Genomic DNA, 24,398 nt, shown 5'->3' on the forward strand with positions numbered 1-24,398 from the left:
TCACGCGTCCACCCCTTGCTTCCGCAGTTCCTTCGCCAGCCGGTACAGGCCCGCGATGTCCGCCCCGTCCCCCAGGAAGGGCAGTTCGTACGCCGGTACGTCGAGCCCGGTCAGGACCGCCCGCTGCTCGCGCTCCAGCTCCACGCGCTGCGCGTGCTCCACGGCCTGTTCGAGGAGCGGCTCGACCAGCTTCGTACCCCCGGTGATCCCGGCGACGGCCAGGGTCTTCGCGACCGCGTCCCGGTGGTCGCCGGAGGCGGCCCGTACCGCCGCCTCGTCGAGGACGTGCGGACGGACCATGTTCACGATGACCTTGCCCACCGGCAGTTCGGCGTCCCGCAGTTCGGCGATGCCGTCCGCGGTCTCCTGGACCGGCATCTCCTCCAGGAGGGTGACCAGGTGCACCGCCGTCTCGGGGGACTTCAGCACCCGCATCACGGCCTGCGCCTGATTGTGTATCGGGCCGATCCGGGCAAGGCCCGCCACCTCGTCGTTGACGTTGAGGAAGCGGGTGATCCGGCCGGTGGGCGGCGCGTCCATGACGACGTAGTCGTAGGTGTAGCCGCCGTGCTTCTCGCGTCGGCGGACCGCCTCGCACGCCTTGCCGGTCAGCAGGACGTCCCGTACCCCGGGCGCGATCGTCGTCGCGAAGTCGATCGCGCCGAGCTTCTTCAGGGCCCGGCCCGCGCTGCCCAGTTTGTAGAACATCTGGAGGTAGTCGAGGAGCGCCCGCTCGGCGTCGATGGCCAGCGCGAACACCTCGCCGCCGCCCGGGCCGACGGCGATCTTGCGCTCCTCGTACGGAAGCGCCTCCGTCTCGAAGAGCTGTGCGATGCCCTGCCTGCCTTCGACCTCCACGAGGAGAGTGCGTCTGCCCTCCGTCGCGAGGGCGAGCGCGAGGGCGGCGGCGACCGTCGTCTTACCGGTACCGCCCTTGCCGCTGACCACCTGGAGCCTGCTCACGTCTTCGAGCCTAACCACTGCCGTGCCGCCCTAAGCAGGAGGTGTCCGTGGCAGCGGATACAGTCGGCTCCATGACCAAGTGGGAATACGCGACCGTGCCCCTTCTCGTGCACGCGACGAAGCAGATTCTGGACACCTGGGGCGAGGACGGGTGGGAGCTCGTCCAGGTCGTTCCCGGACCGAACAACCCCGAGCAGCTCGTGGCCTACCTGAAGCGGGAGAAGGCGTGAGCGCCGTCGAGGCCAAGCTCGCCGAGCTCGGCCTGACCCTGCCGGAGGTCGTGCCCCCGCTGGCCGCCTACCAGCCGGCCGTCCGGTCGGGCGTGTACGTGTACACCTCGGGCCAGCTCCCGATGGTGGACGGCAAGCTTCCGGTGACCGGCAAGGTCGGCGGCGAGGTGACAGCGGAGGAGGCCAAGAAGCTCGCGGCCACCTGCGCGCTGAACGCCCTCGCGGCCGTGAAGTCGGTCGCCGGTGACCTGGACCGGATCAAGCGGGTCGTGAAGGTCGTCGGCTTCGTCGCCTCGGCCGCCGACTTCACCGGCCAGCCGGCCGTGATCAACGGCGCCAGCGAGCTGCTCGGCGCCGTCCTCGGCGACAAGGGCGTGCACGCCCGCAGCGCGGTGGGCGTGGCGGTGCTCCCGCTCGACGCCCCGGTCGAGGTCGAGGTCCAGGTGGAGCTCGTCCAGGACTGACCGGTACCTCGGAAAGTCGTGCGGAGCCGGTTCCCCCCTCAGGGGGGAACCGGCTCTCGAACATCCCGACCGCCCGGCATACCATCCGGCCATGGCGAATGGACAGTGGTACCCCCCGGAATGGCCCGACCGCATCCGCGCTCTCGCCGCGGGCGAGCTGGTCCCCGCGACGCCCAAGCGGGCCGCCACCGTCCTGCTGCTGCGGGACGCGGCCGAGGGGCCGAGCGTCCACATGCTGCGGCGCCGCGCCTCCATGGCCTTCGCGGGCGGCGCGTACGCCTATCCCGGCGGCGGGGTCGACCCCCGGGACGAGCACCCCGTGCGCTGGGCCGGGCCCTCCCTGGCGGTCTGGGCCGAGCGGCTCGGCGTGCCGGACCACGCGCAGGCCCAGGCGATCGTCTGCGCGGCCGTGCGCGAGACGTACGAGGAGGCGGGCGTGCTGCTCGCCGGCGAGACGGCGGACTCGGTGGTCGGCGACACGACCGGAGACGACTGGGAGGAGGACCGGGAGGCGCTGGTCGCCCGCGAGCTGTCCTTCGCGGACTTCCTCGACCGGCGCGGACTGGCGCTGCGGTCCGATCTGCTCGGCGCGTGGGCGCGCTGGATCACGCCGGAGTTCGAGCCCCGGCGGTACGACACGTGGTTCTTCGTGGCCGCGCTGCCGGCCGGGCAGCGTACCCGTAACGCCTCGACGGAGGCGGACCGCACGGTCTGGATCCGCCCTGCGGAGGCCGCGGCCGGTTACGACCGCGGTGAGCTGACGATGATGCCGCCGACGATCTCGACCCTGCGCGGACTCGAGCGCTTCGGCTCGGCGGCCGAGGCCCTGGCCGCGTCGGTGGAGCAGGACCTCACTCCCGTACTCGCGCAGGCGCGGCTGGACGGTGACGAGCTGATCCTGAGCTGGCCGGGCCACGAGGAGTTCACCAAGCACATTCCGACGGGCGGGGAAGCGGGGACGGGCCGGGCAGCCGCCGAGACCGGCGGCGGCTCGGGTACGGGCGCCGGGAGCGGGAGTGGTACGGGTACGGGCGCCGGGAGCGGGAGTGGTACGGGTACGGGCGCCGGGATCGGGGGCGCGTCGTGAGTGACGCCGCCGCACTGCCCGGACAGCCCCGGGGAACCGTGGTCTCCGGACCCGCGACCGCCCGCGCCGTCAACGTCCTCGCGCCCAACCCCTCCGCGATGACCCTCGACGGCACGAACACCTGGATCGTCTCGGAGCCCGACTCCGACCTGGCCGTCGTCATCGACCCCGGCCCGCTCGACGACGGCCATCTGCGGCACGTCGTCGACATCGCCGCCGAGCTCGGCAAGCGGGTCGCGCTCACGCTGCTGACCCACGGCCACCCGGACCACGCCGAGGGCGCGGCCCGGTTCGCCGAACTGACCGGGACCCATGTACGCGCCCTGGACCCGGCGCTGCGGCTCGGCGACGAGGGACTGTCGGCCGGTCAGGTGGTCACGGTCGGCGGTCTGGAACTCCGCGTGGTGGCGACCCCCGGCCACACCTCCGACTCGCTCTCCTTCCATCTGCCCGCCGACGGGGCCGTGCTGACGGGAGACACGATCCTCGGGCGCGGCACGACGATGGTCGCGCACCCCGACGGACGGCTCGGCGACTATCTGGACTCCCTGCGCCGGCTGCGCTCGCTCACGGTCGACGACGGGGTCCACACGGTCCTGCCGGGCCACGGGCCGGTCCTGGAGGACGCTCAGGGGGCCGTGGAGTTCTATCTGGCCCACCGTGCCAGTCGCCTCGCGCAGGTCGAGACGGCCGTGGAGAACGGCTACACGACCGCCCAGGAGGTCGTGGCCCATGTGTACGCGGACGTGGACCGCTCCCTGTGGCCGGCCGCCGAGCTGTCCGTACGGGCGCAGCTGGAGTACCTGCGGGGACACGACCTGATCTGACCCCGGCGGAAACCTGATCCGACCCCACCCCCCGGGGCCCCGGGGCCCGAGGCCCGTGCTTTACGCTCCGTTTACTTCTGGCCGTAGTTCTCGGGGGGATTGCCCATGTTCGTCGTATCCATCCTGCTGCTCATCGCGGCAGTGGTGCTGTTCTTCGTCGCCCGCGCCAACGACACGCGCGGGCTGAGGCTCGGCGCCCTCGGCGCGCTCATCGCCGGTGTCTTCGCGATGCTCGCTTCGACCCTCTACGTCGTCAGCGCGTACGAGGTCGGCGTCCCGGTCGCCTTCGGCAAGGTCGGCTCGCCGATGACCTCGGGCATGCACATCAAGTCGCCGTTCACCGACGTCACGACGTTCTCCACCCGGCCCGTCGATCTCAACCTCTCGGACAAGGACGTGGTGGAGGTTCGCTCCTCGCAGGGCGGTGTGATGGAGGTCGAGGTGACCGTGAAGTGGGCGGTCACGCCGGCCAAGGCCGTCGAGCTGTACCGCCTCGCGGGCAGCGAGGAGGCCATCCAGCAGCGTCTGGTCTACCCCGACAGCCGGGAGATCGTCCGTAACGTCTTCGCGCGCTACACGAGCGAGCAGGGCTACGCCACGGACCGCGAGAAGATCAACGCCGAGATCGGCACGCTCATCAAGGAGCGACTGGCCCCGCGCGGGATCGACGTCACCGCCGTCAACCTGCGCAACGTGAAGCCCTCGGCGGCCCTGCAGGACCAGATCGACCGCAAGATCCAGCAGCAGCAGGCGACCGAGCGCGCCACCGAGGCCTCCCGTACGGCCAAGGCGGAGGCCGACCGGCGCCGTATCGAGGCGGAGGGCATCGCCCGCGCCAACAAGATCCTCAACGAGTCGCTGACGGACAAGGTCCTGATGAACCAGTGCATCGACGCGTACAAGGAGGCCGCGGGGAAGAACCCGGTCTACGCGGTGCCCTGCGGCGGCGGCAGCGGGACCCCGCTGATCGTGGACGGTACGAAGCGCTAGGCCGTGTCCGTACGAACGGAAAGGCCGCCCCGGTCGTGGACCGGGGCGGCCTCTCACGTACTCCGTACGTGCTGGGGGCCTGCGTGCTAGCGCGAGCGCTTCGCGAGGCGCTCCACGTCCAGCAGGATCACGGCGCGGGCCTCCAGGCGCAGCCAGCCGCGCTGGGCGAAGTCCGCCAGGGCCTTGTTGACCGTCTCGCGGGAGGCGCCGACCAGCTGGGCGAGCTCCTCCTGGGTCAGGTCGTGGACGACGTGGATGCCCTCCTCCGACTGCACGCCGAAGCGGCGCGACAGGTCGAGGAGCGCGCGGGCGACACGGCCCGGGACGTCGGAGAAGACCAGGTCGGACATCTGGTCGTTGGTCTTGCGCAGCCGGCGGGCGACCGCGCGCAGCAGGGCGGTGGCCACCTCGGGGCGGGCGTTCAGCCAGGGCTGGAGGTCGCCGTGGCCAAGGCCGAGGAGCTTGACCTCGGTCAGCGCGGTCGCGGTGGCGGTGCGCGGGCCCGGGTCGAAGAGGGACAGCTCGCCGATGAGCTCGCCGGGGCCGAGGACGGCCAGCATGTTCTCCCGGCCGTCGGGCGAGGTGCGGTGGAGCTTCACCTTGCCCTCGGTGACCACGTACAGGCGGTCGCCGGGGTCCCCCTCGTGGAACAGCGCGTCGCCACGGGCGAGCGTCGCTTCACTCATCGAGGCGCGCAGCTCCGCGGCCTGCTCGTCATCGAGCGCCGCGAAGAGCGGGGCGCGCCGCAGAACGTCGTCCACGAGTTCTCTCCTATGTCGACCTGCTCAGGGGACCTTGATCCCATGATGCCGGACGCACAAAACAGTGCGATCAATCACAACAAGTTTGACGTACCGAACCGCCCGTCCGTACGCCAGGGGCCCGATTGGGTCGTGATCGGCCGTGCCCGGGGCGGATGTCGGTGGTGGCCCTTAGGCTGGCCGGGTGTCCAACTCGCCGGTGAGAGCGCAGGCCAAGGGGGCTGGGAGAGTGTCCGCCAAGGGTAATTCCGCTGTGGGCGAACAGGGTGCGTCGAAGCGAACGAATGCCGCAAAACGCCCATCCGTGTCTCCCGCTAAGGCACCCGCGAGCCCCGCGAAGGCGGCCGGAACCCCCGCAGAGAGGGCCGCCAAAAGCTCCGCCAAGGCGTCCGCCACGCCGTCGGCGAAGACCGCCAAGGCTGCGAAGCCCGCGAAAGCGGAATCCCGGCTCGGGATGGTCCGCCGGGCCCGGAAGATCAATCGGGAACTGGCCGAGGTCTATCCGTACGCCCATCCCGAACTGGACTTCCGGAATTCCTTCGAGCTGCTCGTCGCCACGGTCCTCTCCGCCCAGACCACCGACCTGCGGGTCAACCAGACCACCCCCGCGCTCTTCGCGAGGTATCCGACGCCCGAGGACCTCGCCGCCGCGGACCCGGAGGAGATCGAGGAGCTGATCCGGCCGACCGGTTTCTTCCGCGCCAAGACCAAGTCGATCATGGGTCTCGCCGCGGCCCTGAGGGACGACTTCGGGGGAGAGGTCCCCGGACGCCTCGACGACCTGGTGAAACTCCCCGGTGTCGGACGCAAGACCGCCTTCGTCGTCCTGGGCAACGCCTTCGGCGTGCCGGGCATCACGGTCGACACCCACTTCATGCGGCTCGCCCGCCGCTGGAAGTGGACGGACCAGGACGATCCGGTCAAAATCGAGGCGGAGATCGCCGAGATCTTCCCGAAGAGCGAGTGGACGATGCTCTCGCACCGGGTGATCTTCCACGGCCGCCGGATCTGTCACGCCCGCAGGCCCGCCTGCGGCGCGTGCCCGATCGCCCCGCTCTGCCCGGCGTACGGCGAGGGCGAGACGGACCCCGAGAAGGCGAAGAAGCTCCTGAAGTACGAGAAGGGCGGCTATCCCGGCCAGCGCCTCAACCCGCCCCCGGACTACCCCGGCCGTCCGGCGCCCCCGGCCGTCGGCGTGTCGCCGGGTGCCGGTGCATGAGGCCACGGGCCCGGGCCATGAGGCCATGGGGGAACGAAGCCGCCGTCCGATCGCGTTGTGAAACACGGGGTGCCTATGACGCGCACTGAAGAAGAGACCGAGAAGACGACCGGAGCGTCCGGTACGACCGAGGACCGGCAGGTCTACGGCGTGGGGACCGGCGGCCTGCTGGACCGCGAAGGGCTGCCCGCCTGGCTCGCCCCCGTCGACCGGGCCGCCCGCACCGTCGCGCCCGAGCAGCTCAGCCGCTTCCTGCCGCCCGCGAGCGGCGCCGGCCGTCAGTCCGCCGTCCTGATCCTCTTCGGCGAGGGCGAGCGCGGTCCCGATCTACTGCTCATGGAGCGTTCCGGCAGCCTCCGCTCGCACGCGGGACAGCCCTCCTTCCCCGGAGGCGCCCTTGACCCCGAGGACGGCTCCCCGGCCGACGGGGGCCTGCTGCGGGCCGCGTTGCGGGAGGCCGAGGAGGAGACCGGTCTCGACCCCTCGGGCGTCCAGATCTTCGGTGTCCTGCCCCAGCTCTACATCCCGGTCAGCGGCTTCGTCGTCACCCCGGTCCTCGGCTGGTGGCGCACCCCCACCCCCGTCGGCGTGGTCGACCCCGCCGAGACCGCGCGGGTCTTCACCGTCCCCGTGGCGGATCTCACGGACCCCGCCAACCGCGCGACCACCGTCCACCCGAGTGGCCACCAAGGCCCCGCATTCCTGGTCGAATCCGCTCTGGTCTGGGGTTTCACGGCCGGAGTGATCGACCGGATCCTGCACTACGCGGGCTGGGAGAGACCGTGGGACCGGGCCAAGCAGGTCCCGCTGGACTGGCGTGCATGACAGGCTGACCCCCGGGCGACCGAAGACGAATCTGCGAGGCTATTGACGGTGAACGTGCTGGACATCCTGTTGCTGCTCGCCGCCGTGTGGTTCGCGATCATCGGTTACCGCCAGGGTTTCGTCGTCGGCATCCTGTCGGTGATCGGATTCCTCGGCGGCGGTCTCGTCGCCGTCCTGCTGCTCCCGGTCGTCTGGGGCCAGCTGACGAACCACTCCCAGGTCTCGACCACGGCGACCGTCGTCTTCGTGATCGTGGTGATCGTCTGTGCCTCGGTCGGCCAGGCGTTCACCACCCACCTCGGGAACCGGCTGCGCCGGCACATCACCTGGTCACCGGCGCGAGCCCTGGACGCCACCGGCGGCGCGCTGGTCAACGTGGTCGCGATGCTGCTGGTCGCCTGGCTGCTCGGCTCCGCCCTCGCCGGCACCACGATGCCGACCCTCGGCAAGGAGGTCCGCAGCTCCAAGGTGCTGCTCGGTGTGGAGCGGGTGATGCCCGCTCAGGTGTCCAGCTGGTTCGCCGACTTCACCTCGATCCTCGCCCAGAACGGCTTCCCCCAGGTCTTCAGCCCCTTCGGCAACGAGCCCATCACCGAGGTCCGGCCCCCGGACCCGGCGCTCGCCGGCAGTCCGGTCGCCGCCCGCGCCCAGTCCTCCATCGTCAAGGTCGTGGGCACGGCGCCGAGCTGCGGGAAGGTCCTGGAGGGCACCGGGTTCGTCTTCGCCGACCGCCGGGTCATGACCAACGCCCACGTCGTGGGAGGCGTCGACGAGCCGACCGTCCAGATCGGCGGCGAGGGCAAGCTGTACGACGCGAAGGTCGTCCTCTACGACTGGCGGCGCGACATCGCCGTACTGGACGTGCCGGACCTGGACGCCGAGCCCCTGCGGTTCGCCGAGGAGGACGCGCGCAGCGGCGACGGCGCGATCGTCGCGGGCTTCCCCGAGAACGGCTCGTACGACGTCCGCTCGGCGCGCGTCCGGGGCCGTATCAACGCCAAGGGACCCGACATCTACCGTCAGGGCGAGGTGCGCAGGGACGTGTACTCGCTGTACGCGACGGTCCGTCAGGGCAACTCCGGCGGCCCGCTCCTCACCGAGGACGGCGAGGTGTACGGCGTGATCTTCGCCCGCTCGCTCGACGACGCCAACACCGGTTACGCCCTCACCGTCGACGAGATCCGGGACGACATCGTCCAGGGCCGCACCGCGAACCAGCAGGTCGACAGCGAGGGGTGTGCGCTGTAGGCGACCCGAGGCCGGCACGTGTCCGCGACGAGCGGTCGCGGACACGTGCCGGCCCCGGGGCTGGGTGTCGGTCGGGGGTGTCAGTCTCGCGTGTGCCGGAGCCGCGCCGAGACCCACCGGGCCCGGCGGCGCAGGATGTGCGGGATCCCGATCTCCTGCGCGGAATGCGAGCGGCCGTGGTCCTCGGGGCCACTCCTCTCGTGGGCGCCCGGCACCGTGGCCGAGCGGCGATCGCGTGCGGTGTCACCGTAGTCGTACGTCCAGCCCATACACCGACGTCTGCCCGTGGCCCAAGGTCGGTAACCGCCCCGGCGCCCGCCAATTGGAGTATGCGGCGGGCACATGGCCGTTCGCAGAACAGAGGTTCCCGTGGCTCCGCACGCCGGGCTCAGCGGTCGGGTTCGGGGTCCTTGAGCCAGTTGATGAGCTCCGTGGAGAACGCCACCGGATCCTCCTCGTGGGGGAAGTGCCCCAGGCCGTCGAAGAGCCGCCAGCGGTACGGCGCCTCCACGTACTCACCGGAGCCCGCCGCGCTGCGCGTCCGCATCGCCGGGTCCATCGAGCCGTGCAGATGCAGCGTGGGTACCCGCACCGGGCGCTTCATACGCCGGTTGAACTGGATTCCGTCGGGCCGCGCCATGGACCGCACCATCCACCGGTACGGCTCGATGGAGCAGTGCGCCGTCGACGGGATGCGCATCGCCCGCCGGTACACCTCGATCGCCGCCTCGTCCGGCAGCCCGGGCCCCGACCAGTCCTCGATCAGCCGGCCCACCAGGGCGGCGTCGTCGGCGACGAGCTGACGCTCCGGCAGCCAGGGGCGCTGGAAGCCCCATACGTACGAACCGGCGCGCGACTGCGAGAAGTCGGAGAGCATGGCCGAGCGCCAGCGGCGCGGGTGCGGCATCGAGGAGACCGCGAGCCGGCGCACCAGCTTGGGCCGCATGACCGCGGCCGTCCAGGCGAGATAGCCGCCCAGGTCGTGTCCGACAAGCGCCGCGTCCGGCTCCCCGAGGGAACGGACGACGCCGGTGATGTCGAGCGCCAGGTTGGCGGGGTCGTAGCCCCGGGGCGTACGGTCGCTGCCGCCCACGCCGCGCAGGTCCATCGCCACGGCCCGGAACCCCGCGTCGGCGAGAGCGGGCAGCTGGTGGCGCCAGGTCCACCAGAACTGCGGGAAGCCGTGCAGCAGCAGGACGAGCGGTCCGTCGCCCATCTCGGCGATGTGGAAGCGCGCGCCGTTGGCGGCCACGTCGCGGTGGGTCCACGGGCCGTCGATCCGTACGGGACTGCCGTTGCCGCTGCCGGTGCTGCTCTCAGGGACGGTCATGCAGACGAGCGTCCCACAACAGCGGCCTTCTCCTGGACCGTGCCCGGCAGGACCGCCCGTTCGGGGCGGGGGTGCGGCTTGGCGTTCTGCAGGACCGCGGCGGTCCGCTTGGCCGAGTTGATGGACTTCTCCGGCTTCTTGACCTTCTTGAACTTGGCGTAGGCCAGGAGCCCGAGCAGCCCCGCCAGCAGCACATTGGCCGCGAAGGAGAGCAGGAAGCAGACGGAGATGTGCCAGTGGCTCCAGGCCTGGATGCCGTAGGCGAGCGCGAAGCTCAGCATCGGCAGGGAGAAGAGCAACACCGCGGCCGCGGCGCCGCCGGCGGCGCCGCCCATCGCGCCGCGCTTGACGTCCTGTCGGATCTCGGCCTTGGCCAGGGCGATCTCGTCGTGCACCAGCGCGGACATCTCGGCGGTCGCCGAGGCGACCAGCTGTCCGAGGCTGCGCTCGGCTCCGTTGACCGGGTCGCTCATAGCTGCTCCCTCTTCTCTTCTACGGTTCCGACCTCAGATCATGCCGGACTGTCGGCGTCATCGCGCGATGCCCCCGCCAGTTGTGCGCGCTCGCGGTGTTCGGCGGCCTTCTTCTCGTAGATCGCGGCCATGCGCAGGTGGTACTCCGGATTGTCCCGTTCGTACACGTCGGGGATGCCGTCCATGTCCTCGTCGCGCTCCTCGTCCGCGACCAGCGCCTCGTACGTCCGCACCCGCAGCTTGAGCAGGACGGTCGCGAGCACGGCCGCGATCAGGGAGCCGAACAGGACGGCCGCCTTGACCTCGCCGGTGAGGGCCTGGTCGCCCTCGAAGGCCAGTTCGCCGATGAGGAGGGAGACGGTGAAGCCGATGCCGGCGAGCGAGGAGACGGCGAAGACGTCCGGCCAGGTCAGGTCCTCGTTGAGTTCCGCGCGGGTGAAGCGGGCGGCGAGCCAGGTGCCGCCGAAGATGCCGACCGCCTTGCCGACCACGAGACCGAGCACGACGCCGAGGGTGACGGGCTGGGTGAAGACCTCGCCGATCGACTTCCCCGAGACGGCGACCCCGGCCGAGAACAGCGCGAACAGCGGGACGGCGACGCCGGCGGACAGGGGGCGGACCAGGTGCTCGATGTGTTCGCCCGGGGAGTGCTTCTGGCCCTCCCGCCTGCTGCAGTCCAGCATCAGGCCCATGGCGACACCGGCGATGGTGGCGTGGACGCCGCTGTTGTACATCAGGCCCCAGACGACCAGGGCGAGCGGCACGTAGACGTACCAGCCACGGACCTTCTTGCGCAGGAGCAGCCAGAAGAGGGCGAGGCCCACGAGGGCGCCGCCGAGGACGAGGAAGTTCAGGTCGCTGGTGAAGAAGACCGCGATGATCAGGATGGCGAAGAGGTCGTCGACGACGGCGAGGGTGAGCAGGAACGCGCGGAGCGCGGACGGCAGCGAGGCGCCGATGACGGCGAGGACGGCGAGCGCGAAGGCGATGTCGGTGGCGGTGGGGACGGCCCAGCCGTCCATCGAGCCGCCCCCGATGGCGTTGACCAGGGTGTAGACCAGCGCGGGCACGGCCATGCCGCAGAGGGCGGCGATCACGGGCAGGGCGGCGGCCTTGGGATCGCGCAGCTCGCCCGCGACGAGTTCGCGCTTGAGCTCGATGCCGGCGACGAAGAAGAAGATCGCGAGCAGCCCGTCGGCGGCCCAGTGCTGGATGGAGAGGTTGAGGCCGAGGACGGAGGGCCCTATGTGGAAGTCCCGTACCGTCGCGTAGCTGTCGCCGACGGGGGAGTTCGCCCAGACGAGCGCGGCGACGGTGGCGAGGAGGAGCAGCACACCACCGACGGTCTCGGTGCGCAGCGCGTCGGCCAGGTACTGCCGCTCGGGCAGCGACAGCAGGCCGAGGAACTTGCGGCGGCTGGGGGTGGGAGAGGGCGCTGGCGCGGGCACGGGGGAGACCTCCGGTCGGTGGGCAGGGCGAAGCTCATGCCGACCAGACTTCCCGGCGCACCTAGGTCTTCTTGTCGCGTCGTCGACGCTTTCTTTACCTTACCTAACGAGCCAGGGTTGTGTCCGGCGGGTTTCACTTTAGGGAGGGATGGCTGGTTCGTCCCGTTGTGATCCGCCGCTGGGCGCGGGCGCCGGGCGCCGACCGCTGGAAGCCGGCCGTCGGCCGTCGGCCGCGCTGGACGCGAGTGCGCCCGCCCCGGGAGGCCGGGGCGGGCGCTCTTCTCCATGGCTGGTCCGGTCCTGGTCAGTCCTCGCTGGAAGCGCTCGGCAACTGCGTCTGGATGAGCGCCATCACCGAGGAGTCCGTCAGCGTCGTCACGTCACCCAGCTCCCGGTTCTCCGCGACGTCCCGCAGCAGGCGCCGCATGATCTTCCCGGAGCGCGTCTTCGGCAGCTCCTGGACGGGCAGGATCCGCTTGGGCTTCGCGATCGGTCCGAGCGTCGTGCCGACGTGGTTGCGCAGCTCGGCGACGAGCCCGTCGCTCTCGCCGGCCGTACCGCGCAGGATGACAAAGGCCACGATCGCCTGACCGGTCGTCTCGTCGGCGGCGCCGACCACCGCCGCCTCGGCGACGGACGGGTGCGAGACGAGGGCCGACTCGACCTCCGTGGTGGAGATGTTGTGCCCGGAGACGAGCATGACGTCGTCGACCCGGCCCAGCAGCCAGATGTCGCCGTCCTCGTCCTTCTTCGCGCCGTCGCCGGCGAAGTACTTGCCCTCGAAGCGGGACCAGTAGGTGTCGAGGAACCGCTGGTCGTCGCCCCAGATGGTGCGCAGCATTGACGGCCACGGCTCCGTGAGGACCAGGTAGCCGCCGCCTCCGTTCGGCACTTCGTGGGCCTCGTCGTCGACGACGGTGGCGGAGATGCCGGGGAGCGGGCGCTGGGCCGAGCCCGGCTTCGTCTCGGTGACGCCGGGCAGCGGCGAGATCATCATCGCGCCGGTCTCCGTCTGCCACCACGTGTCCACGATCGGGGTCTTGCCGGCGCCGATGTGCTCGCGGTACCAGATCCACGCCTCGGGGTTGATCGGCTCGCCGACCGAGCCGAGCACGCGCAGGCTCGACAGGTCGAACTTCGCGGGGATGTCGTCGCCCCACTTCATGAACGTACGGATCGCGGTCGGCGCGGTGTAGAGGATCGTGACGCCGTACTTCTGGACGATCTCCCAGAACCGGCCCTGGTGCGGGGTGTCCGGCGTGCCCTCGTACATGACCTGCGTCGCGCCGTTGGCCAGCGGTCCGTACGTGATGTACGAGTGCCCGGTCACCCAGCCGATGTCGGCGGTGCACCAGTAGACGTCGGTCTCCGGCTTGAGGTCGAAGACGGCGTGGTGGGTGTACGCGGCCTGGGTGAGGTAGCCGCCGGAGGTGTGCAGGATGCCCTTCGGCTTACCCGTCGTTCCGGAGGTGTAGAGGATGAAGAGCGGGTGTTCGGCCTCGAACGCCTCGGGGGTGTGGTCGGCGGACTGGCGGGCGACGATGTCGTGCCACCACACGTCCCGGCCCTCGGTCCAGGCGACGTCCTGACCGGTGCGGCGGACGACGAGGACGTTGCGCACGCGGTCGACCCGGCCGAGGGCCTCGTCGACGGCGGGCTTGAGCGCGGAGGGCTTGCCCCGGCGGTAGCCGCCGTCCGCCGTGATGACGAGCTTGGCGTCGGCGTCCTCGATGCGCGTGGCGATGGCGTCGGCGGAGAAACCGCCGAAGACCACGGAGTGCGCGGCGCCGATGCGGGCGCAGGCCAGCATCGAGACGACGGCCTCGGGGATCATCGGGAGGTAGATCGCGACCCGGTCGCCCTTGGTGACGCCCAGCTCGGTCAGGGCGTGGGCGGCCCGGGAGACCTCGTCCTTCAGTTCGGCGTAGGTGATGGCGCGGCTGTCACCCGGCTCGCCCTCGAAGTGGAGGGCGACCCGGTCGCCGTTGCCGGCCTCGACGTGCCGGTCGACGCAGTTGTACGCCACGTTGAGCGTGCCGTCGGCGAACCACTTGGCGAACGGCGGGTTCGACCAGTCGAGGGTCTCGGTCGGCTCGGTGGCCCAGGTGAGCCGCCTCGCCTGCTCGGCCCAGAAGCCAAGCCTGTCCGCCGCGGCCTGCTCGTACGCCTCCGCCGTCACGTTGGCGTGCGCGGCCAGCTCGGCCGGCGGTGCGAACCGACGCTCCTCACGAAGCAGGTTGGCCAGGCTTTCGTTGCTCACGACATCTCCCTTTCCCAGGGCGTCCTATGTGCCTATGTGTCCCGCGTCATAGCTCATCAGTCAGATGCCCGGGTGACAAGGGTCTCCAGGAAATTGGTTTAGACCTGTGAGCGGATGGGCGTGGGGTTGGCCCCTCCCTCCCGGGGCGGCGGGAAGAAGGGGCCACACACTCTCACGGACGTCCGCACGGGAAGGTTCAGGACGCGTGCGCTTCCTCCCGGGGCGGCACGCGACCCGGCTCGTGCTCCACGTCATGGGCAGGTACGCAGTCCTCGCCCCGGGCGGGTACGTGCTCGTCCTCCCGGGCCGGTACGCGGACCTCCTCCCAGGACGGCACGAAATCGTTCCCCTCGCGGGTGGGTACGCGGTCCTCCTCGCGGGCGAGGGAGGGCGGGACACGGTCGAAGACGTCGTCGTAGCGGTGCATCTCGTCCGGCCCGGCCAGCAGATACGCCTGCGCCTCGCCGACGTGGAAGTACATCCCGTGAAGCGTGAGCGTGCCCTCGGCGAGTCGCCGCGCCACCGCTTCGTACGCCCGCAGATGCTCCAGCTGCTGGACCACATTGGTCAGGCAGAGCTGCTCGACCCGGTCCGCCGGCAGCCGCCCGGAGATCCGCGCCCAGGCGTACTCGCGGCTCGCCATCCGCTCCAGGCTGGGCAGGCCATGACGCAGCCAGCGCCGCAGCGGGGTCTGCGGGGCGTCGGGCCGGCTGTTGAGCAGCGCCTGCATCGCCCCGCAGCCGGAGTGTCCGCAGACGGTGATCGACTCGACCTGCAGCACCTCCACGGCGTATTCGATCGCCGCCGCGACCGAATCGTCCCCGCTCTCCTCACCCGGCAGCGGAACCAGGTTCCCCACGTTCCGCACGGTGAACAGGTCGCCGGGACCGCTGGAGGTGATCATGCTGGTGACCAGGCGGGAATCGGCGCAGGTGAGGAAGAGCTGCGACGGTCGCTGGCCCTCTCGGGCGAGCCGGGCGAGCTCGTCGCGCACCAGGGGGGCCGTGTTGCGCTGGAACTTTTCGATGCCGCTCGCCAGCTGGTGCCCGGTCAACCCCCGTGCCTCGTCCGCCGGCCGCTCCCCGCAGTGGTGGTTGCGCCAGGGGGTCCAGGGGCGGCAGCAGGCGTGTGCCTCGGGCGCGGGCTCGGCGATCCGGGCGCCCGAGGGTCCGGTCATCTCGACCGTCCCGCCGTGCCGGAGGTGAGCCGCGTGCCAGTCGTGCAGCGTCTCGTACGCGGCGTGGTCCATGAAGGACCCGTCCAGCTCGACCACGACGTGGGAGCCGTGCGGCAGCTGGTGGAGGGCCCGGCTCAGCCGGGGCACGGCGAGGAAGGTCAACTGTCCTCGTACGCTCACCCGATGGCGTCCGTCCTCGTCCTCGCGGCTGATCCGGGTCTTGGCGAGGCGGTGCAGGGCGACGGCCGTCGCCGCGACGATGCCGAGGGCGACGCCCTGCAGGATGCCGATGAGGACCACACCGGTCAGCGTCGCCGCGTACACCAGGACTTCGCGGTGCCGGGTCACGCTGCGGATGTGGGTGATGCTCACCATCTGGATGCCGACGACCATGACCAGCGCGGCGAGCGCGGGCAGCGGGATGAGGTCGATGACGGGGACCAGGAAGAGCGCGGCGAGCACGATCCACAGGCCGTGCAGCATCGTGGAGTTCCGTGTCATGGCGCCCGCCGAGACGTTGGCGACACTGCGGACCGCCACCCCGGCCACCGGCAGCCCGCCCAGTGCGCCGGAGACGACGTTCGCCGCGCCCTGGCCCGCGAGTTCGCGGTCGAGCCGGGAGCGGGGGACGCCGTGGCCCCGGTCGGGGCGGGCGGCCACCAGCTTGTCGACGGCGACGGCGGAGAGCAGCGACTGCACGCTGGTCACCAGCGTGATCGTGAGCACCCCGGCCGCGATGCCGAGGACCGGGCCCTCGGGCAGCCCGGGCAGGGCGTGGCTGCTCCAGGAGGGCAGGTCGACCCGGGGGACGGCGAGTCCGGCGATCGTCGCCAGGGCCGTCGCCGCCGCCACCGAGGTGAGCGCGCCCGGAATTTTCCGCAGGAGACGGCCCGCGCGGCCGGGGAGTCTCGGCCACAGCAGCAGGACGGCGACGGTGAGCGCGCTGATGGCCAGGCCGGTCCGATGCGGATCGGCCAGTTGGGCGGGCAGCCCGAGGGCGTTGTCCACGGCGGAGCTCTGCGGTGTGCCACCGAGCACGATGTGGAGTTGGGCGAGGGCGATGGTGACGCCGATGCCGGCGACCATGCCGTGCACGATCGCGGGCGAGACCGCGAGGGCGGAGCGGGCCACCCGCAGGGCGGCCAGGCCCAGTTGGGCGAGGCCGGCGAGGACGGTGATGGCGCAGGTGGTGCGCCAGCCGTACCGCTGGATCAGCTCGGCGGTGACCACCGTGAGGCCTGCGGCGGGCCCGCTGACCTGGAGCGGAGCCCCGCCGATCCGGCCGGCGACGATACCGCCGACGGCGGCGGCCACCAGGCCGGCCTGGAGTGGCGCTCCGGTGGCGAGTGCGATGCCGAGGGAGAGCGGCAGGGCGATCAGGAAGACGGAGATGGACGCGGAGAGGTCGGCGCCCGCGACACCGAAGCGTCCCCTGCCGCCGGGCGGGCTGTGCGGGCGCTGGAAGCGGGGCCTGGTGGTCGTGCGGTCGGTGGGGCAGAGGGTCATGGTTCCCGTCTCCTCCGGGGCAGCGCGGTCGCGGCTCGTGCGGGACGAACGTGGGGGTCGCGGCCGTGGGTCACGGCGTGCAGCGGCGGGATACCGGCGTGGACCTCGCAGGTCACTGAGACGAGTATCAACGCTCGGTAAATGGATCGTAATGCAGAGTAAAGTCTGCGGCATTATTTTCGGGGCAAACAGGGCAATGCTTCACCGGTTCGGGTGATAAGTGGGGGTAGTGCCGCTTGTCGTTTCATCTCCCCGGGCGGCCGAGTGCGACGTTGGCGCCGCTCGCACGGAACCGAGGAGAGGTGGGCGGATGACAGCCGCCGGGAGAAGGACCACTGCCCGCACGAGGACACTCGCCGTCGGCGCTCTTGCCGTCGCCCTGATCACCGGCCTCGCCGGCTGCTCGGGCTCGGACGAGGACGCCCCGGCGAAGGGCGCCTCGGGGGCGAAGAAGGGGCAGGCCGCGGCTCCGCAGAACGCGGTGCGGCTGATCGGCGACGGCTCGACCGCCTTCACCGGCGCCCAGCCCCACCAGCCCACCTGGGAGAGACTGAAGCCCGGTCAGAAGCCGCCGCAGTTCGTGGTGTTCTCCTGGGACGGCGCGGGCGAGGACAGCCAGAAGCTCTTCTCCCACTTCCGCAAGGTGGGCAAGAAGTACGACGCGAAGATGACGTACTTCCTCAGCGGGGTCTATCTGCTGCCCGAGGAGAAGCGGAAGCTCTACAACCCTCCCCAGCACGCGGCGGGCCGCTCGGACATCGGCTTCAACGACACCGAGGGCATCCGGGCCACCGTGCGCGAACTGCGCGGAGCCTGGCAGGAGGGCAACGAGGTCGGCACGCACTTCAACGGCCACTTCTGCGGCAAGGAGAGCGGCGTCGGCAACTGGTCGGTCGAGGACTGGAAGAGCGAGGTCCTGCAGGCCAAGTCCTTCGTGAAGAACTGGAAGACGAACGCCGGCCTGACCGCCGAGCAGCCGCTCCCGTTCGACTACGACAAGGAGCTGATCGGGGCCCGCACTCCCTGCCTCGAGGGCCGGAAGAACTTCGTCCGGGCGGCGGCCCAGATGGGCTTCCGCTACGACACCAGCGGCGTCAACGACCACATCTGGCCCAAGAAGGACCAGGGCCTGTGGGACCTCTCGATGCAGCTCGTCCCGGTCCCGGGGCGCGCCTTCCAGACGCTCGCGATGGACTACAACTTCCTGGTCAACCAGTCCGGCACGACGCAGGGCGACCCGTCCATGCACGAGTTCTGGGGCAACCAGATGCGCGACGGCCTGGTGCAGGCCTTCAACCGCTCGTACCACGGCAACCGGGCGCCACTCATCATCGGCAACCACTTCGAGTCCTGGAACGGCGGCACCTACATGCGCGCCATCGAGCAGACCATCGCCACGGTCTGCGTCCAGAAGGACGTGAAGTGCGTGTCCTTCCGCCAGCTGGCGGACTGGCTGGACGCCCAGGACCCCGCGGTCCTGGCCAAGTTGCGCACCCTCAAGGTCGGCGAGGCACCGAAGGGCGGCTGGGCGACCTTCCTGGCCCCCCAGCCGGCCACCCCGTCGAAGCCGGCCGTCAAGCAGCCCGAGCAGAGCTGACGCTCACCCGGGGCCGACCGCCACCATCAGGGCCGGCCCCGGGCCGTACGGGCGTTCTCAGCCGGGCTGGGGCACGGCCACCGCCTCGGCGAGTACGAACCCGGGGTCGACCTGCGCCGCCAGGTCGGCCCCCGTCTTCGCGTTGCCCCAGCTCTCGGCGTTCTTCAGGTGGAAATGGACCATCTGGCGGGTGTAGCGCTCCCAGTCCCGGTGCGCGTACGAGTCGTCCGCCGCGTTCTGCAGGGCCTGCAAGCTCATCCGGTTGTCCGCCTCCAGGAGCTCGAAGCGCGGCGGCCGGCCCTTCTCCATCGCCCGGACCCAGTCCGAATGGCCCACCGTCACCAGCAGGTCGTCACCCACCTCGGCGCGCAGGAAGTCCACGTCCTCCGGGCCCTGCACCTTGTTGCCGACGACCTTGAGCGCGACTCCGAAGTCCCGGGCGTACTCCTTGTACTGGCGGTAGACCGAGACGCCCTTGCGGGTCGGCTCGGCCACCAGGAAGGTCATGTCGAAGCGGGTGAACATCCCGGAGGCGAAGGAGTCCGAGCCCGCCGTCATGTCGACGACGACGTACTCGTCCTCGCCGTCGACCAGGTGGTTCAGGCACAGCTCCACCGCGCCGACCTTGGAGTGGTAGCAGGCGACCCCCAGATCCGACTCGGTGAACGGCCCCGTCGCCATCAGCCGGATCTCGCCGTCGTCGAGCCGCACGGTCCGCGCGCAGGCCTCGTACACCGGGTTGTCCTCGCGCACCCGCAACAGGCGTGATCCCTCCCCAGGAGGGGTGGTCTTGATCATGGCGTCGGCGGAGGCGATCCTCGGATTGCTCCCGCGGAGGTAATCCTTGATCAGCGGCAGATGCGCGCCCATCGCCGGCAGCGCCGCCGCCTCCGCCTCGTCGAGGCCGAGCGCGGCGCCGAGGTGCTGGTTGATGTCGGCGTCCACCGCGACGACATGGGCTTCATTGGCGGCGAGGTGGCGGATGAAGAGCGAGGACAGCGTGGTCTTCCCGCTGCCGCCCTTCCCTACGAAAGCGATCTTCATGTTCACCTAGCGTAGCGGCACGACCGCGGTGTGTGGTCAATGTGCGTGAAGAAGACCACTCCATCGTGGGGCCGCGCCCCGGGGCGCGTAGCCTCGCTACTTATGAGTACGCACGCCTCTGACCCCCTGGCCGCCCTCGGCTCCCTGCCGGGCGTCGCCGAATCGGTGGACTCCGTACGCAAGGCCGTCGACCGGGTCTACGGGCACCGCGTGATGCGGCGCCGCAGCAACGAGATCACCTCCGAGGCCGCCCTGCGCGGGGCGCGCGGCTCGGCCGCGCTGTCCGGCGCCGACTGGGCCCTCGAAGAGGTCCGCCGGCGCACCGACTTCGGCGGCGACCCCGAGGCGCGCACGGTCGGCGCCGCTCTACGGCTCGGCGCCGAGGCCGGGCAGCTGCTCTCCATCTGGCGCCAGTCGCCGCTGCGTGTTCTGGCCCGGCTGCACCTCGTCGCGGTGGGCGACGCCCCCGGCTTCGGTGACTCGGTGGGCAGGCCGCGACAGGCCGGCGAGACCGTCGACGAGCCGCTGATCGGGGCGCCGCTGCCGGACCCGGCGGAGGTCTCTGGGCGGCTCGACGGGCTCTCGGACCTGATCATCGCGGGCGGCACGGCCCCGGCGCTGGTGACGGCGGCCGTGGTGCACGGCGAACTGCTCGCGCTGCGCCCGTTCACCTCGTACAACGGGCTGATCGCGCGGGCCGCCGAGCGGATCGTGCTCGTCGGCAGCGGGCTCGACCCCAAGTCGATCTGCCCGGCCGAGGTCGGCCACGCGGAGCAGGGGCGCGCGGCGTACGTCGCGGCGTTCGAGGGATACCTGTCGGGCACCCCGGAGGGCATGGCCACCTGGATCGCCCACTGCGGCCGGGCTGTGGAGCTGGGAGTCCGGGAGTCCACGGCGGTCTGCGAGGCGCTGCAGAGGGGCGCCGCGTAGGCGGGCGGCGCGAAGGTTCGGCACAAAGGGTTGCGGCGGTACCAGTCCTGGTACCGCCGCTGGCACGTCTGCCGAGTTACCAAGCGTCCTCGATATGTGCCCATCAGGCGGGGAACTTGGCCCTACGCCTGGTGCGGCTGGCCCGTAATCGACGGGTCGACGTCGCGTGGGTGCTCGGCTTCAGTGCGAGGTCCGTGGGGCCTTCTTGCTCAACAGGTGATCCTCTCGGATGTCCTAGGTCTCGCGGGCCTGATTCCTTTCTACTCCTGTCGGATCGGAAGGGAAAGCCCTGGCTCCACTTCTTTACTTTCTTCTCAAATCCGGGCAAAGCGATTGGCAAGAGCGGCGTGTCGCCGGCGGTTGGCGTACCAGACCAGTCCGGCGGTCGCCGCGGCCGCGCTCACAGCGGCCGCCGCCACGAGCGCGGGGCGCGGCGGCATCCTGAAGGCGGGCAGTCGCTGCTTGAGTCGGACCGGCTTCTCGAAGGCCAGAATCGGCCAGTCCCGGGCGGTCGCCTCACGGCGCAGGGTCCGGTCGGGGTTGACGGCGTAGGGGTGGCCGACGGCCTCGAGCATCGGTACGTCGGTCGCCGAGTCGCTGTAGGCGTAACAGCGAGAGAGGTCGTACCCCTCCGACTCCGCGAGCTCCCGGATCGCCTCGGCCTTGGTGGGCCCGTAGGCGTAGTACTCCACCTCGCCGGTGAAGCAGCCGTCGTCCCCGACCACCATCCGGGTGGCGACGACCCGGTCGGCGCCGAGCATCTCGCCGATCGGCTCCACGACCTCGGCGCCCGAGGTCGAGACGATCACGACATCGCGGCCCGCGGCGTGGTGCTCCTCGATGAGCGAGGCCGCCTCGTCGTAGATGATCGGGTCGATCAACTCGTGCAGGGTCTCGGCGACGAGCTCCTTGACCTGCGAGACGTTCCAGCCTTTGCAGAGCGCGGAAAGGTATTCGCGCATCCGCTCCATCTGATCGTGGTCGGCGCCGCCCACGAGGAAGACGAACTGGATGTAGGCAGTCCGCAGGACGGCGCGGCGGTTGATCAGCCCGCCTTGGTAGAAGGACTTGCTGAAGGTCAGCGTCGAGGACTTCGCAATGACCGTCTTGTCCAGGTCAAAGAAGGCGGCTGTGCGCGGCAACGAGTGGTTTTCCACGAGCCCGAGCATAGGTGCCCGCCATTCGGCGTACGCTCGGGCGTGTGGGTTTGCCTGAGAGGGCTCTCGGGTACACCATGGAAGTCACGGATCGTTCGCGACCGTGCTAACCCGGTCCGGCTCCTCCCCCCCCGAGTCGGCCGGAGAGACGACCCCCGCTCTCCCCCCCGGCGGGGGTCGTCGCATGTCCGGACGCGTTTTCGTCTGCCGGATCCCCATTGCTCCCCCTTCTGTCGGCCCTGCGGCCGCGACGGCGCAATGCCCTCGATTCGTCACTCACGGTAATCGCAGCGCTGCTCTCCGGCCATCCCCGGTATGGGTCACGAAGTTATTCACAACCGGTGAGTTATCCACAGTTTTTGAGCAAGATCCACGCGATTTCCGGGGCGGGGGCACGGTGATTCCCGCCGCGAACTCCGCGGGCAGCAGGAATCACCGATCTCGGCCGTGCGACGGGCACGTGCGGGATCACAAGGGGACAGGGGGCGTGTGCCGTGGCCGGAACCATGACTTTCAGAATGCCGAGGCCTTCCAGGGCTTCGCGATCCGCCGGCTCGTCCGGGCGCTTGCCCGGAGGCTCGGTGGGCTCGGACGGGCAGTCGGCGGCCGAGACGCGCCGGACCGGGCCGCTGATCGTGACCGAGGACCTCGCTCTCCTCGACGACCTGCTGCGGCTGTGCGCCGCCGCGGGAGCCGAGCCCGAGGTGCACCACACGGTGCCGGACGACCGCGCGAGCTGGGCCGACGCCCCGCTCGTCCTGGTCGGCGACGACGCGGCGGGCCGCTGCCGTGGGGCCGCCCGACGGCACGGGGTGATGCTCGTGGGCCGCGACGAGGACGACCCGGACGTATGGCGGCGGGCCGTCGAGATCGGCGCCGACTGCGTACTGCGGCTCCCGGACGCCGAGAGCTGGCTCGTCGACCGGATCGCCGACGCCGCCGAGGGCGTGGGCTGCCAGGCGCTGACCGTCGGCGTCATCGGCGGCCGGGGCGGCGCGGGGGCCTCGACCCTCGCCTGCGCTCTCGCGCTCGCCGCTGCCAGGACCGGCCGGCGGGCGCTGCTGGTGGACGGCGACCCGCTCGGTGGCGGGCTCGACGTCCTGCTCGGCGGCGAGCGGGCCGAGGGCAGAAGGTGGCCGGACTTCGCCGCCTCCAAAGGGAGGGTCGCCGGCGGCGCCCTGGAGGAGTCCCTGCCGTCCGTGCGCGGCCTCCGGGTGCTCAGCTGGGACCGGGGCGACTCCGTCCTCGTGGCGCCCGACGCCATGCGCTCGGTGCTCGCCGCGGCCCGCAGACGGGGAGGACTGGTCGTCGTCGACCTGCCGCGCCGGGTCGACGAGGCGGTGAGCGAGGCCCTGGTCCAGCTCGACCTCGGACTGCTCGTCGTTCCCGGTGAGCTGAGGGCCGTCGCGGCGGCCCACCGCGTCGCCGCGCTCGCCGGCACGGTGCTGCGCGACCTGCGCGTGGTCGTGCGCGGGCCGTACGCCCCAGGACTGGACGAACAGTGGGTCGCGGACGCCCTGCGCCTGCCCCTCGCCGGTGAACTGCCGCACGACCCCGGCCTCCTGGCCACCCTGGACGCCGGCGACCCGCCGGGCTTCGACGCACGCGGGCCGCTGGGCCGGTTCTGCACGGAGTTCTGGGAGCGGGCGCTGACCCCCGAGGGGGCCTCATGAGCCCCGTGCCGGCCCTGGGCGGGCCGAGCGGTGGTCAGGGCCTTCTGGAGGCCGTGCGGCGGCGGCTCGCGGAGAGCGGCGCGGAACCGACGCCGGCGAGGGTGGCGGCAGCGCTCAGGGCCCAAGGAAGGCTGCTCGGTGACGCGGAGGTTCTCGGTGCGGCCGAGGCCCTCCGGTGCGAGCTGGTCGGCACGGGACCGCTGGAGCCACTGCTCGCCGACCCGGCCGTCACCGACGTCCTCGTCTCGGCCCCCGACCGGGTCTGGGTCGACCGCGGCTCCGGCCTCGAACTCACCGACGTCTCCTTCGCCGACGCGCCCGCGGTGCGACGGCTCGCCCAGCGGCTCGCTGCGGTCGCCGGACGGCGCCTGGACGACGCCAGGCCCTGGGTGGACGCACGACTGCCGGACGGGACCCGGATGCACGCCGTGCTGCCGCCCGTCGCGGTCGGATCGACCTGCCTGTCGCTGCGGGTGGTGCGGCCGAGGGCCTTCTCCGTGGCGGAGCTGACCGATGCGGGCACCGTTCCGCCCGGTGGGGAGCGAATCCTGCGCGCCCTGATCGAGGCCAGGGTCTCGTACCTGATCAGCGGCGGCACGGGGTCGGGGAAGACGACGCTCCTCTCGACCCTGCTCGGTCTGGTGGGTGAGCGCGAGCGGATCGTGCTGGCCGAGGACTCGGCCGAGCTGCGGCCCGATCATGCCCATGTGGTGCGCCTGGAGGCGCGACCCGCGAATCAGGAGGGCGCGGGTCTGGTGACCCTCCGGGACTGGTCCGCCAGGCCCTGCGGATGCGCCCCGACCGGCTGGTGGTCGGTGAGGTACGGGGCGCGGAGGCCGTCGATCTGCTGGCCGCCTTGAACACCGGACACGAAGGCGGTTGCGGGACCGTCCACGCCAACACCGCTGCGGACGTCCCGGCCCGCCTGGAAGCCCTCGGGACGGCGGCGGGCCTCGACCGGGCGGCGCTGCACAGCCAGTTGGGCGCCGGGCTGTCGGCGGTGCTGCATCTCGTACGGGACCGGGCAGGGCGGCGGCGAATCGCCGAGATCCATGTCCTCGAAAGGAACCGGGAGGGGCTGGTGGTCACCGTGCCCGCGCTGCGCTGGGGAGCGGCCGGGTTCGAGCGGGAGCGGGGCTGGGAGCGGCTGCAAGCGCTGATCGGGGGCGAGTTGTGGTGAGGGAGCAGT

Annotated in this window: 21 protein-coding genes and 1 pseudogene; 12 read left to right on the forward strand and 10 right to left on the reverse strand. The window is 71.3% G+C overall.

Translation table 11 applies throughout. The features are described from left to right. Entirely contained in the window at nucleotides 1-963 is a 963-nt protein-coding gene (bagA, locus tag IE136_RS05710) for an ATPase BagA (protein WP_189599692.1), read from the reverse strand. A gap of 71 nt (nucleotides 964-1,034) precedes the next feature. Between bagA and sp36 the strand changes: the two genes are divergently transcribed. From sp36 to IE136_RS05735, 5 genes are all read left to right on the forward strand, one after another. Then, complete coding sequence (gene sp36 / locus IE136_RS05715; RefSeq protein ID WP_003967454.1) at nucleotides 1,035-1,193, forward strand: Sp36 family protein; 159 nt, start codon at nucleotides 1,035-1,037, stop codon at nucleotides 1,191-1,193. Beyond that, a complete protein-coding gene (locus IE136_RS05720) occupies nucleotides 1,190-1,657 on the forward strand; it encodes a RidA family protein (RefSeq protein ID WP_158988338.1) in 468 nt (155 codons plus the stop codon). Before sp36 ends, IE136_RS05720 begins: the two co-directional genes overlap by 4 nt. Nucleotides 1,658-1,748: 91 nt before the next feature. Beyond that, nucleotides 1,749-2,744, forward strand: coding sequence for an NUDIX hydrolase (locus tag IE136_RS05725; RefSeq protein WP_189599693.1), 996 nt, complete (start codon nucleotides 1,749-1,751; stop codon nucleotides 2,742-2,744). Next, on the forward strand, nucleotides 2,741-3,571 hold the full coding sequence (locus tag IE136_RS05730) for an MBL fold metallo-hydrolase (protein ID WP_158988336.1): 831 nt from the start codon (nucleotides 2,741-2,743) through the stop codon (nucleotides 3,569-3,571). The genes IE136_RS05725 and IE136_RS05730 overlap by 4 nt, the downstream gene beginning before the upstream one ends. Nucleotides 3,572-3,676: 105 nt before the next feature. Then, nucleotides 3,677-4,561, forward strand: coding sequence for a prohibitin family protein (locus IE136_RS05735; protein WP_158988335.1), 885 nt, complete (start codon nucleotides 3,677-3,679; stop codon nucleotides 4,559-4,561). Between the two features lie 86 nt (nucleotides 4,562-4,647). Here the strand turns inward: IE136_RS05735 and IE136_RS05740 are convergent, their stop codons facing one another. Then, nucleotides 4,648-5,322: a Crp/Fnr family transcriptional regulator gene (locus IE136_RS05740; protein ID WP_015034542.1), complete on the reverse strand. Its 675-nt coding sequence runs from the start codon at nucleotides 5,320-5,322 to the stop codon at nucleotides 4,648-4,650. A 304-nt stretch (nucleotides 5,323-5,626) separates the two neighbouring features. Between IE136_RS05740 and nth the strand changes: the two genes are divergently transcribed. The 3 genes from nth (at nucleotide 5,627) to IE136_RS05755 (ending at nucleotide 8,614) form a co-directional block, all read left to right on the forward strand. Further along, entirely contained in the window at nucleotides 5,627-6,541 is a 915-nt protein-coding gene (gene nth / locus IE136_RS05745; protein ID WP_308432382.1) for an endonuclease III, read from the forward strand. Nucleotides 6,542-6,616: 75 nt separating this feature from the next. Next, a complete protein-coding gene (locus IE136_RS05750; protein WP_308432383.1) occupies nucleotides 6,617-7,366 on the forward strand; it encodes an NUDIX hydrolase in 750 nt (249 codons plus the stop codon). A 48-nt stretch (nucleotides 7,367-7,414) separates the two neighbouring features. Further along, on the forward strand, nucleotides 7,415-8,614 hold the full coding sequence (locus tag IE136_RS05755; RefSeq protein WP_158988333.1) for a MarP family serine protease: 1,200 nt from the start codon (nucleotides 7,415-7,417) through the stop codon (nucleotides 8,612-8,614). Nucleotides 8,615-8,694: 80 nt separating this feature from the next. Here IE136_RS05755 and IE136_RS35360 read toward each other — a convergent pair whose 3' ends face one another. From IE136_RS35360 to IE136_RS05780, 6 genes are all read right to left on the reverse strand, one after another. Beyond that, complete coding sequence (locus tag IE136_RS35360; protein WP_158988332.1) at nucleotides 8,695-8,883, reverse strand: hypothetical protein; 189 nt, start codon at nucleotides 8,881-8,883, stop codon at nucleotides 8,695-8,697. A gap of 119 nt (nucleotides 8,884-9,002) precedes the next feature. Then, the gene (locus IE136_RS05760) at nucleotides 9,003-9,944 is read right to left on the reverse strand and encodes an alpha/beta fold hydrolase (RefSeq protein WP_158988331.1); all 942 of its coding nucleotides are present in this window, start codon (nucleotides 9,942-9,944) and stop codon (nucleotides 9,003-9,005) included. Further along, nucleotides 9,941-10,417, reverse strand: a complete 477-nt coding sequence (locus IE136_RS05765; protein WP_158988330.1) for a phage holin family protein — start codon at nucleotides 10,415-10,417, stop codon at nucleotides 9,941-9,943. The genes IE136_RS05760 and IE136_RS05765 overlap by 4 nt, the downstream gene beginning before the upstream one ends. 38 nt (nucleotides 10,418-10,455) lie before the next feature. Beyond that, nucleotides 10,456-11,865 carry a Na+/H+ antiporter NhaA gene (gene nhaA, locus IE136_RS05770; RefSeq protein ID WP_189599695.1) on the reverse strand — a complete coding sequence of 470 codons (1,410 nt, stop codon included), beginning with the start codon at nucleotides 11,863-11,865 and terminating at the stop codon, nucleotides 10,456-10,458. A 304-nt stretch (nucleotides 11,866-12,169) separates the two neighbouring features. Then, nucleotides 12,170-14,125 (reverse strand): acetate--CoA ligase, encoded by a 1,956-nt coding sequence (acs, locus tag IE136_RS05775; protein WP_189599696.1) that lies wholly within the window; start codon nucleotides 14,123-14,125, stop codon nucleotides 12,170-12,172. 196 nt (nucleotides 14,126-14,321) lie between these two features. Continuing rightward, entirely contained in the window at nucleotides 14,322-16,808 is a 2,487-nt protein-coding gene (locus tag IE136_RS05780; protein ID WP_189599697.1) for a bifunctional SulP family inorganic anion transporter/carbonic anhydrase, read from the reverse strand. A 310-nt stretch (nucleotides 16,809-17,118) separates the two neighbouring features. Between IE136_RS05780 and IE136_RS05785 the strand changes: the two genes are divergently transcribed. Further along, complete coding sequence (locus IE136_RS05785; protein ID WP_189599698.1) at nucleotides 17,119-18,405, forward strand: hypothetical protein; 1,287 nt, start codon at nucleotides 17,119-17,121, stop codon at nucleotides 18,403-18,405. 57 nt (nucleotides 18,406-18,462) lie between these two features. Here IE136_RS05785 and IE136_RS05790 read toward each other — a convergent pair whose 3' ends face one another. Beyond that, a complete protein-coding gene (locus IE136_RS05790; RefSeq protein WP_158988325.1) occupies nucleotides 18,463-19,449 on the reverse strand; it encodes an ATP-binding protein in 987 nt (328 codons plus the stop codon). 102 nt (nucleotides 19,450-19,551) lie between these two features. Between IE136_RS05790 and IE136_RS05795 the strand changes: the two genes are divergently transcribed. Further along, nucleotides 19,552-20,379, forward strand: coding sequence for a Fic family protein (locus IE136_RS05795; protein WP_158988324.1), 828 nt, complete (start codon nucleotides 19,552-19,554; stop codon nucleotides 20,377-20,379). A 314-nt stretch (nucleotides 20,380-20,693) separates the two neighbouring features. On the opposite strand, the gene IE136_RS05800 is transcribed toward IE136_RS05795, so the two are convergent. Beyond that, nucleotides 20,694-21,548, reverse strand: a complete 855-nt coding sequence (locus tag IE136_RS05800; protein WP_158988323.1) for an HAD family hydrolase — start codon at nucleotides 21,546-21,548, stop codon at nucleotides 20,694-20,696. A 506-nt stretch (nucleotides 21,549-22,054) separates the two neighbouring features. Here IE136_RS05800 and ssd point away from each other — a divergent pair. Continuing rightward, entirely contained in the window at nucleotides 22,055-23,209 is a 1,155-nt protein-coding gene (ssd, locus tag IE136_RS05805) for a septum site-determining protein Ssd (RefSeq protein ID WP_158988322.1), read from the forward strand. Beyond that, nucleotides 23,206-24,389, forward strand: a pseudogene (locus tag IE136_RS05810) (TadA family conjugal transfer-associated ATPase). Before ssd ends, IE136_RS05810 begins: the two are co-directional and overlap by 4 nt. Nucleotides 24,390-24,398 lie beyond the last annotated feature (9 nt).

This window comes from Streptomyces lateritius (assembly GCF_014649715.1).
Taxonomy (GTDB): domain Bacteria; phylum Actinomycetota; class Actinomycetes; order Streptomycetales; family Streptomycetaceae; genus Streptomyces; species Streptomyces lateritius.

Coding starts and splice junctions, on each gene's coding strand:
- IE136_RS05725 (WP_189599693.1), top strand. CDS start 1,749: ATGGCGAATGGACAGTGGTACCCCCCGGAATGGCCCGACCGCATCCGC.
- IE136_RS05785 (WP_189599698.1), top strand. CDS start 17,119: ATGACAGCCGCCGGGAGAAGGACCACTGCCCGCACGAGGACACTCGCC.
- IE136_RS05795 (WP_158988324.1), top strand. CDS start 19,552: ATGAGTACGCACGCCTCTGACCCCCTGGCCGCCCTCGGCTCCCTGCCG.
- IE136_RS05790 (WP_158988325.1), bottom strand. CDS start 19,449: ATGAAGATCGCTTTCGTAGGGAAGGGCGGCAGCGGGAAGACCACGCTG.
- ssd (WP_158988322.1), top strand. CDS start 22,055: ATGCCGAGGCCTTCCAGGGCTTCGCGATCCGCCGGCTCGTCCGGGCGC.
- IE136_RS05800 (WP_158988323.1), bottom strand. CDS start 21,548: ATGCTCGGGCTCGTGGAAAACCACTCGTTGCCGCGCACAGCCGCCTTC.
- IE136_RS05780 (WP_189599697.1), bottom strand. CDS start 16,808: ATGACCCTCTGCCCCACCGACCGCACGACCACCAGGCCCCGCTTCCAG.
- IE136_RS35360 (WP_158988332.1), bottom strand. CDS start 8,883: ATGGGCTGGACGTACGACTACGGTGACACCGCACGCGATCGCCGCTCG.
- IE136_RS05765 (WP_158988330.1), bottom strand. CDS start 10,417: ATGAGCGACCCGGTCAACGGAGCCGAGCGCAGCCTCGGACAGCTGGTC.
- IE136_RS05760 (WP_158988331.1), bottom strand. CDS start 9,944: ATGACCGTCCCTGAGAGCAGCACCGGCAGCGGCAACGGCAGTCCCGTA.
- IE136_RS05735 (WP_158988335.1), top strand. CDS start 3,677: ATGTTCGTCGTATCCATCCTGCTGCTCATCGCGGCAGTGGTGCTGTTC.
- IE136_RS05750 (WP_308432383.1), top strand. CDS start 6,617: ATGACGCGCACTGAAGAAGAGACCGAGAAGACGACCGGAGCGTCCGGT.
- sp36 (WP_003967454.1), top strand. CDS start 1,035: ATGACCAAGTGGGAATACGCGACCGTGCCCCTTCTCGTGCACGCGACG.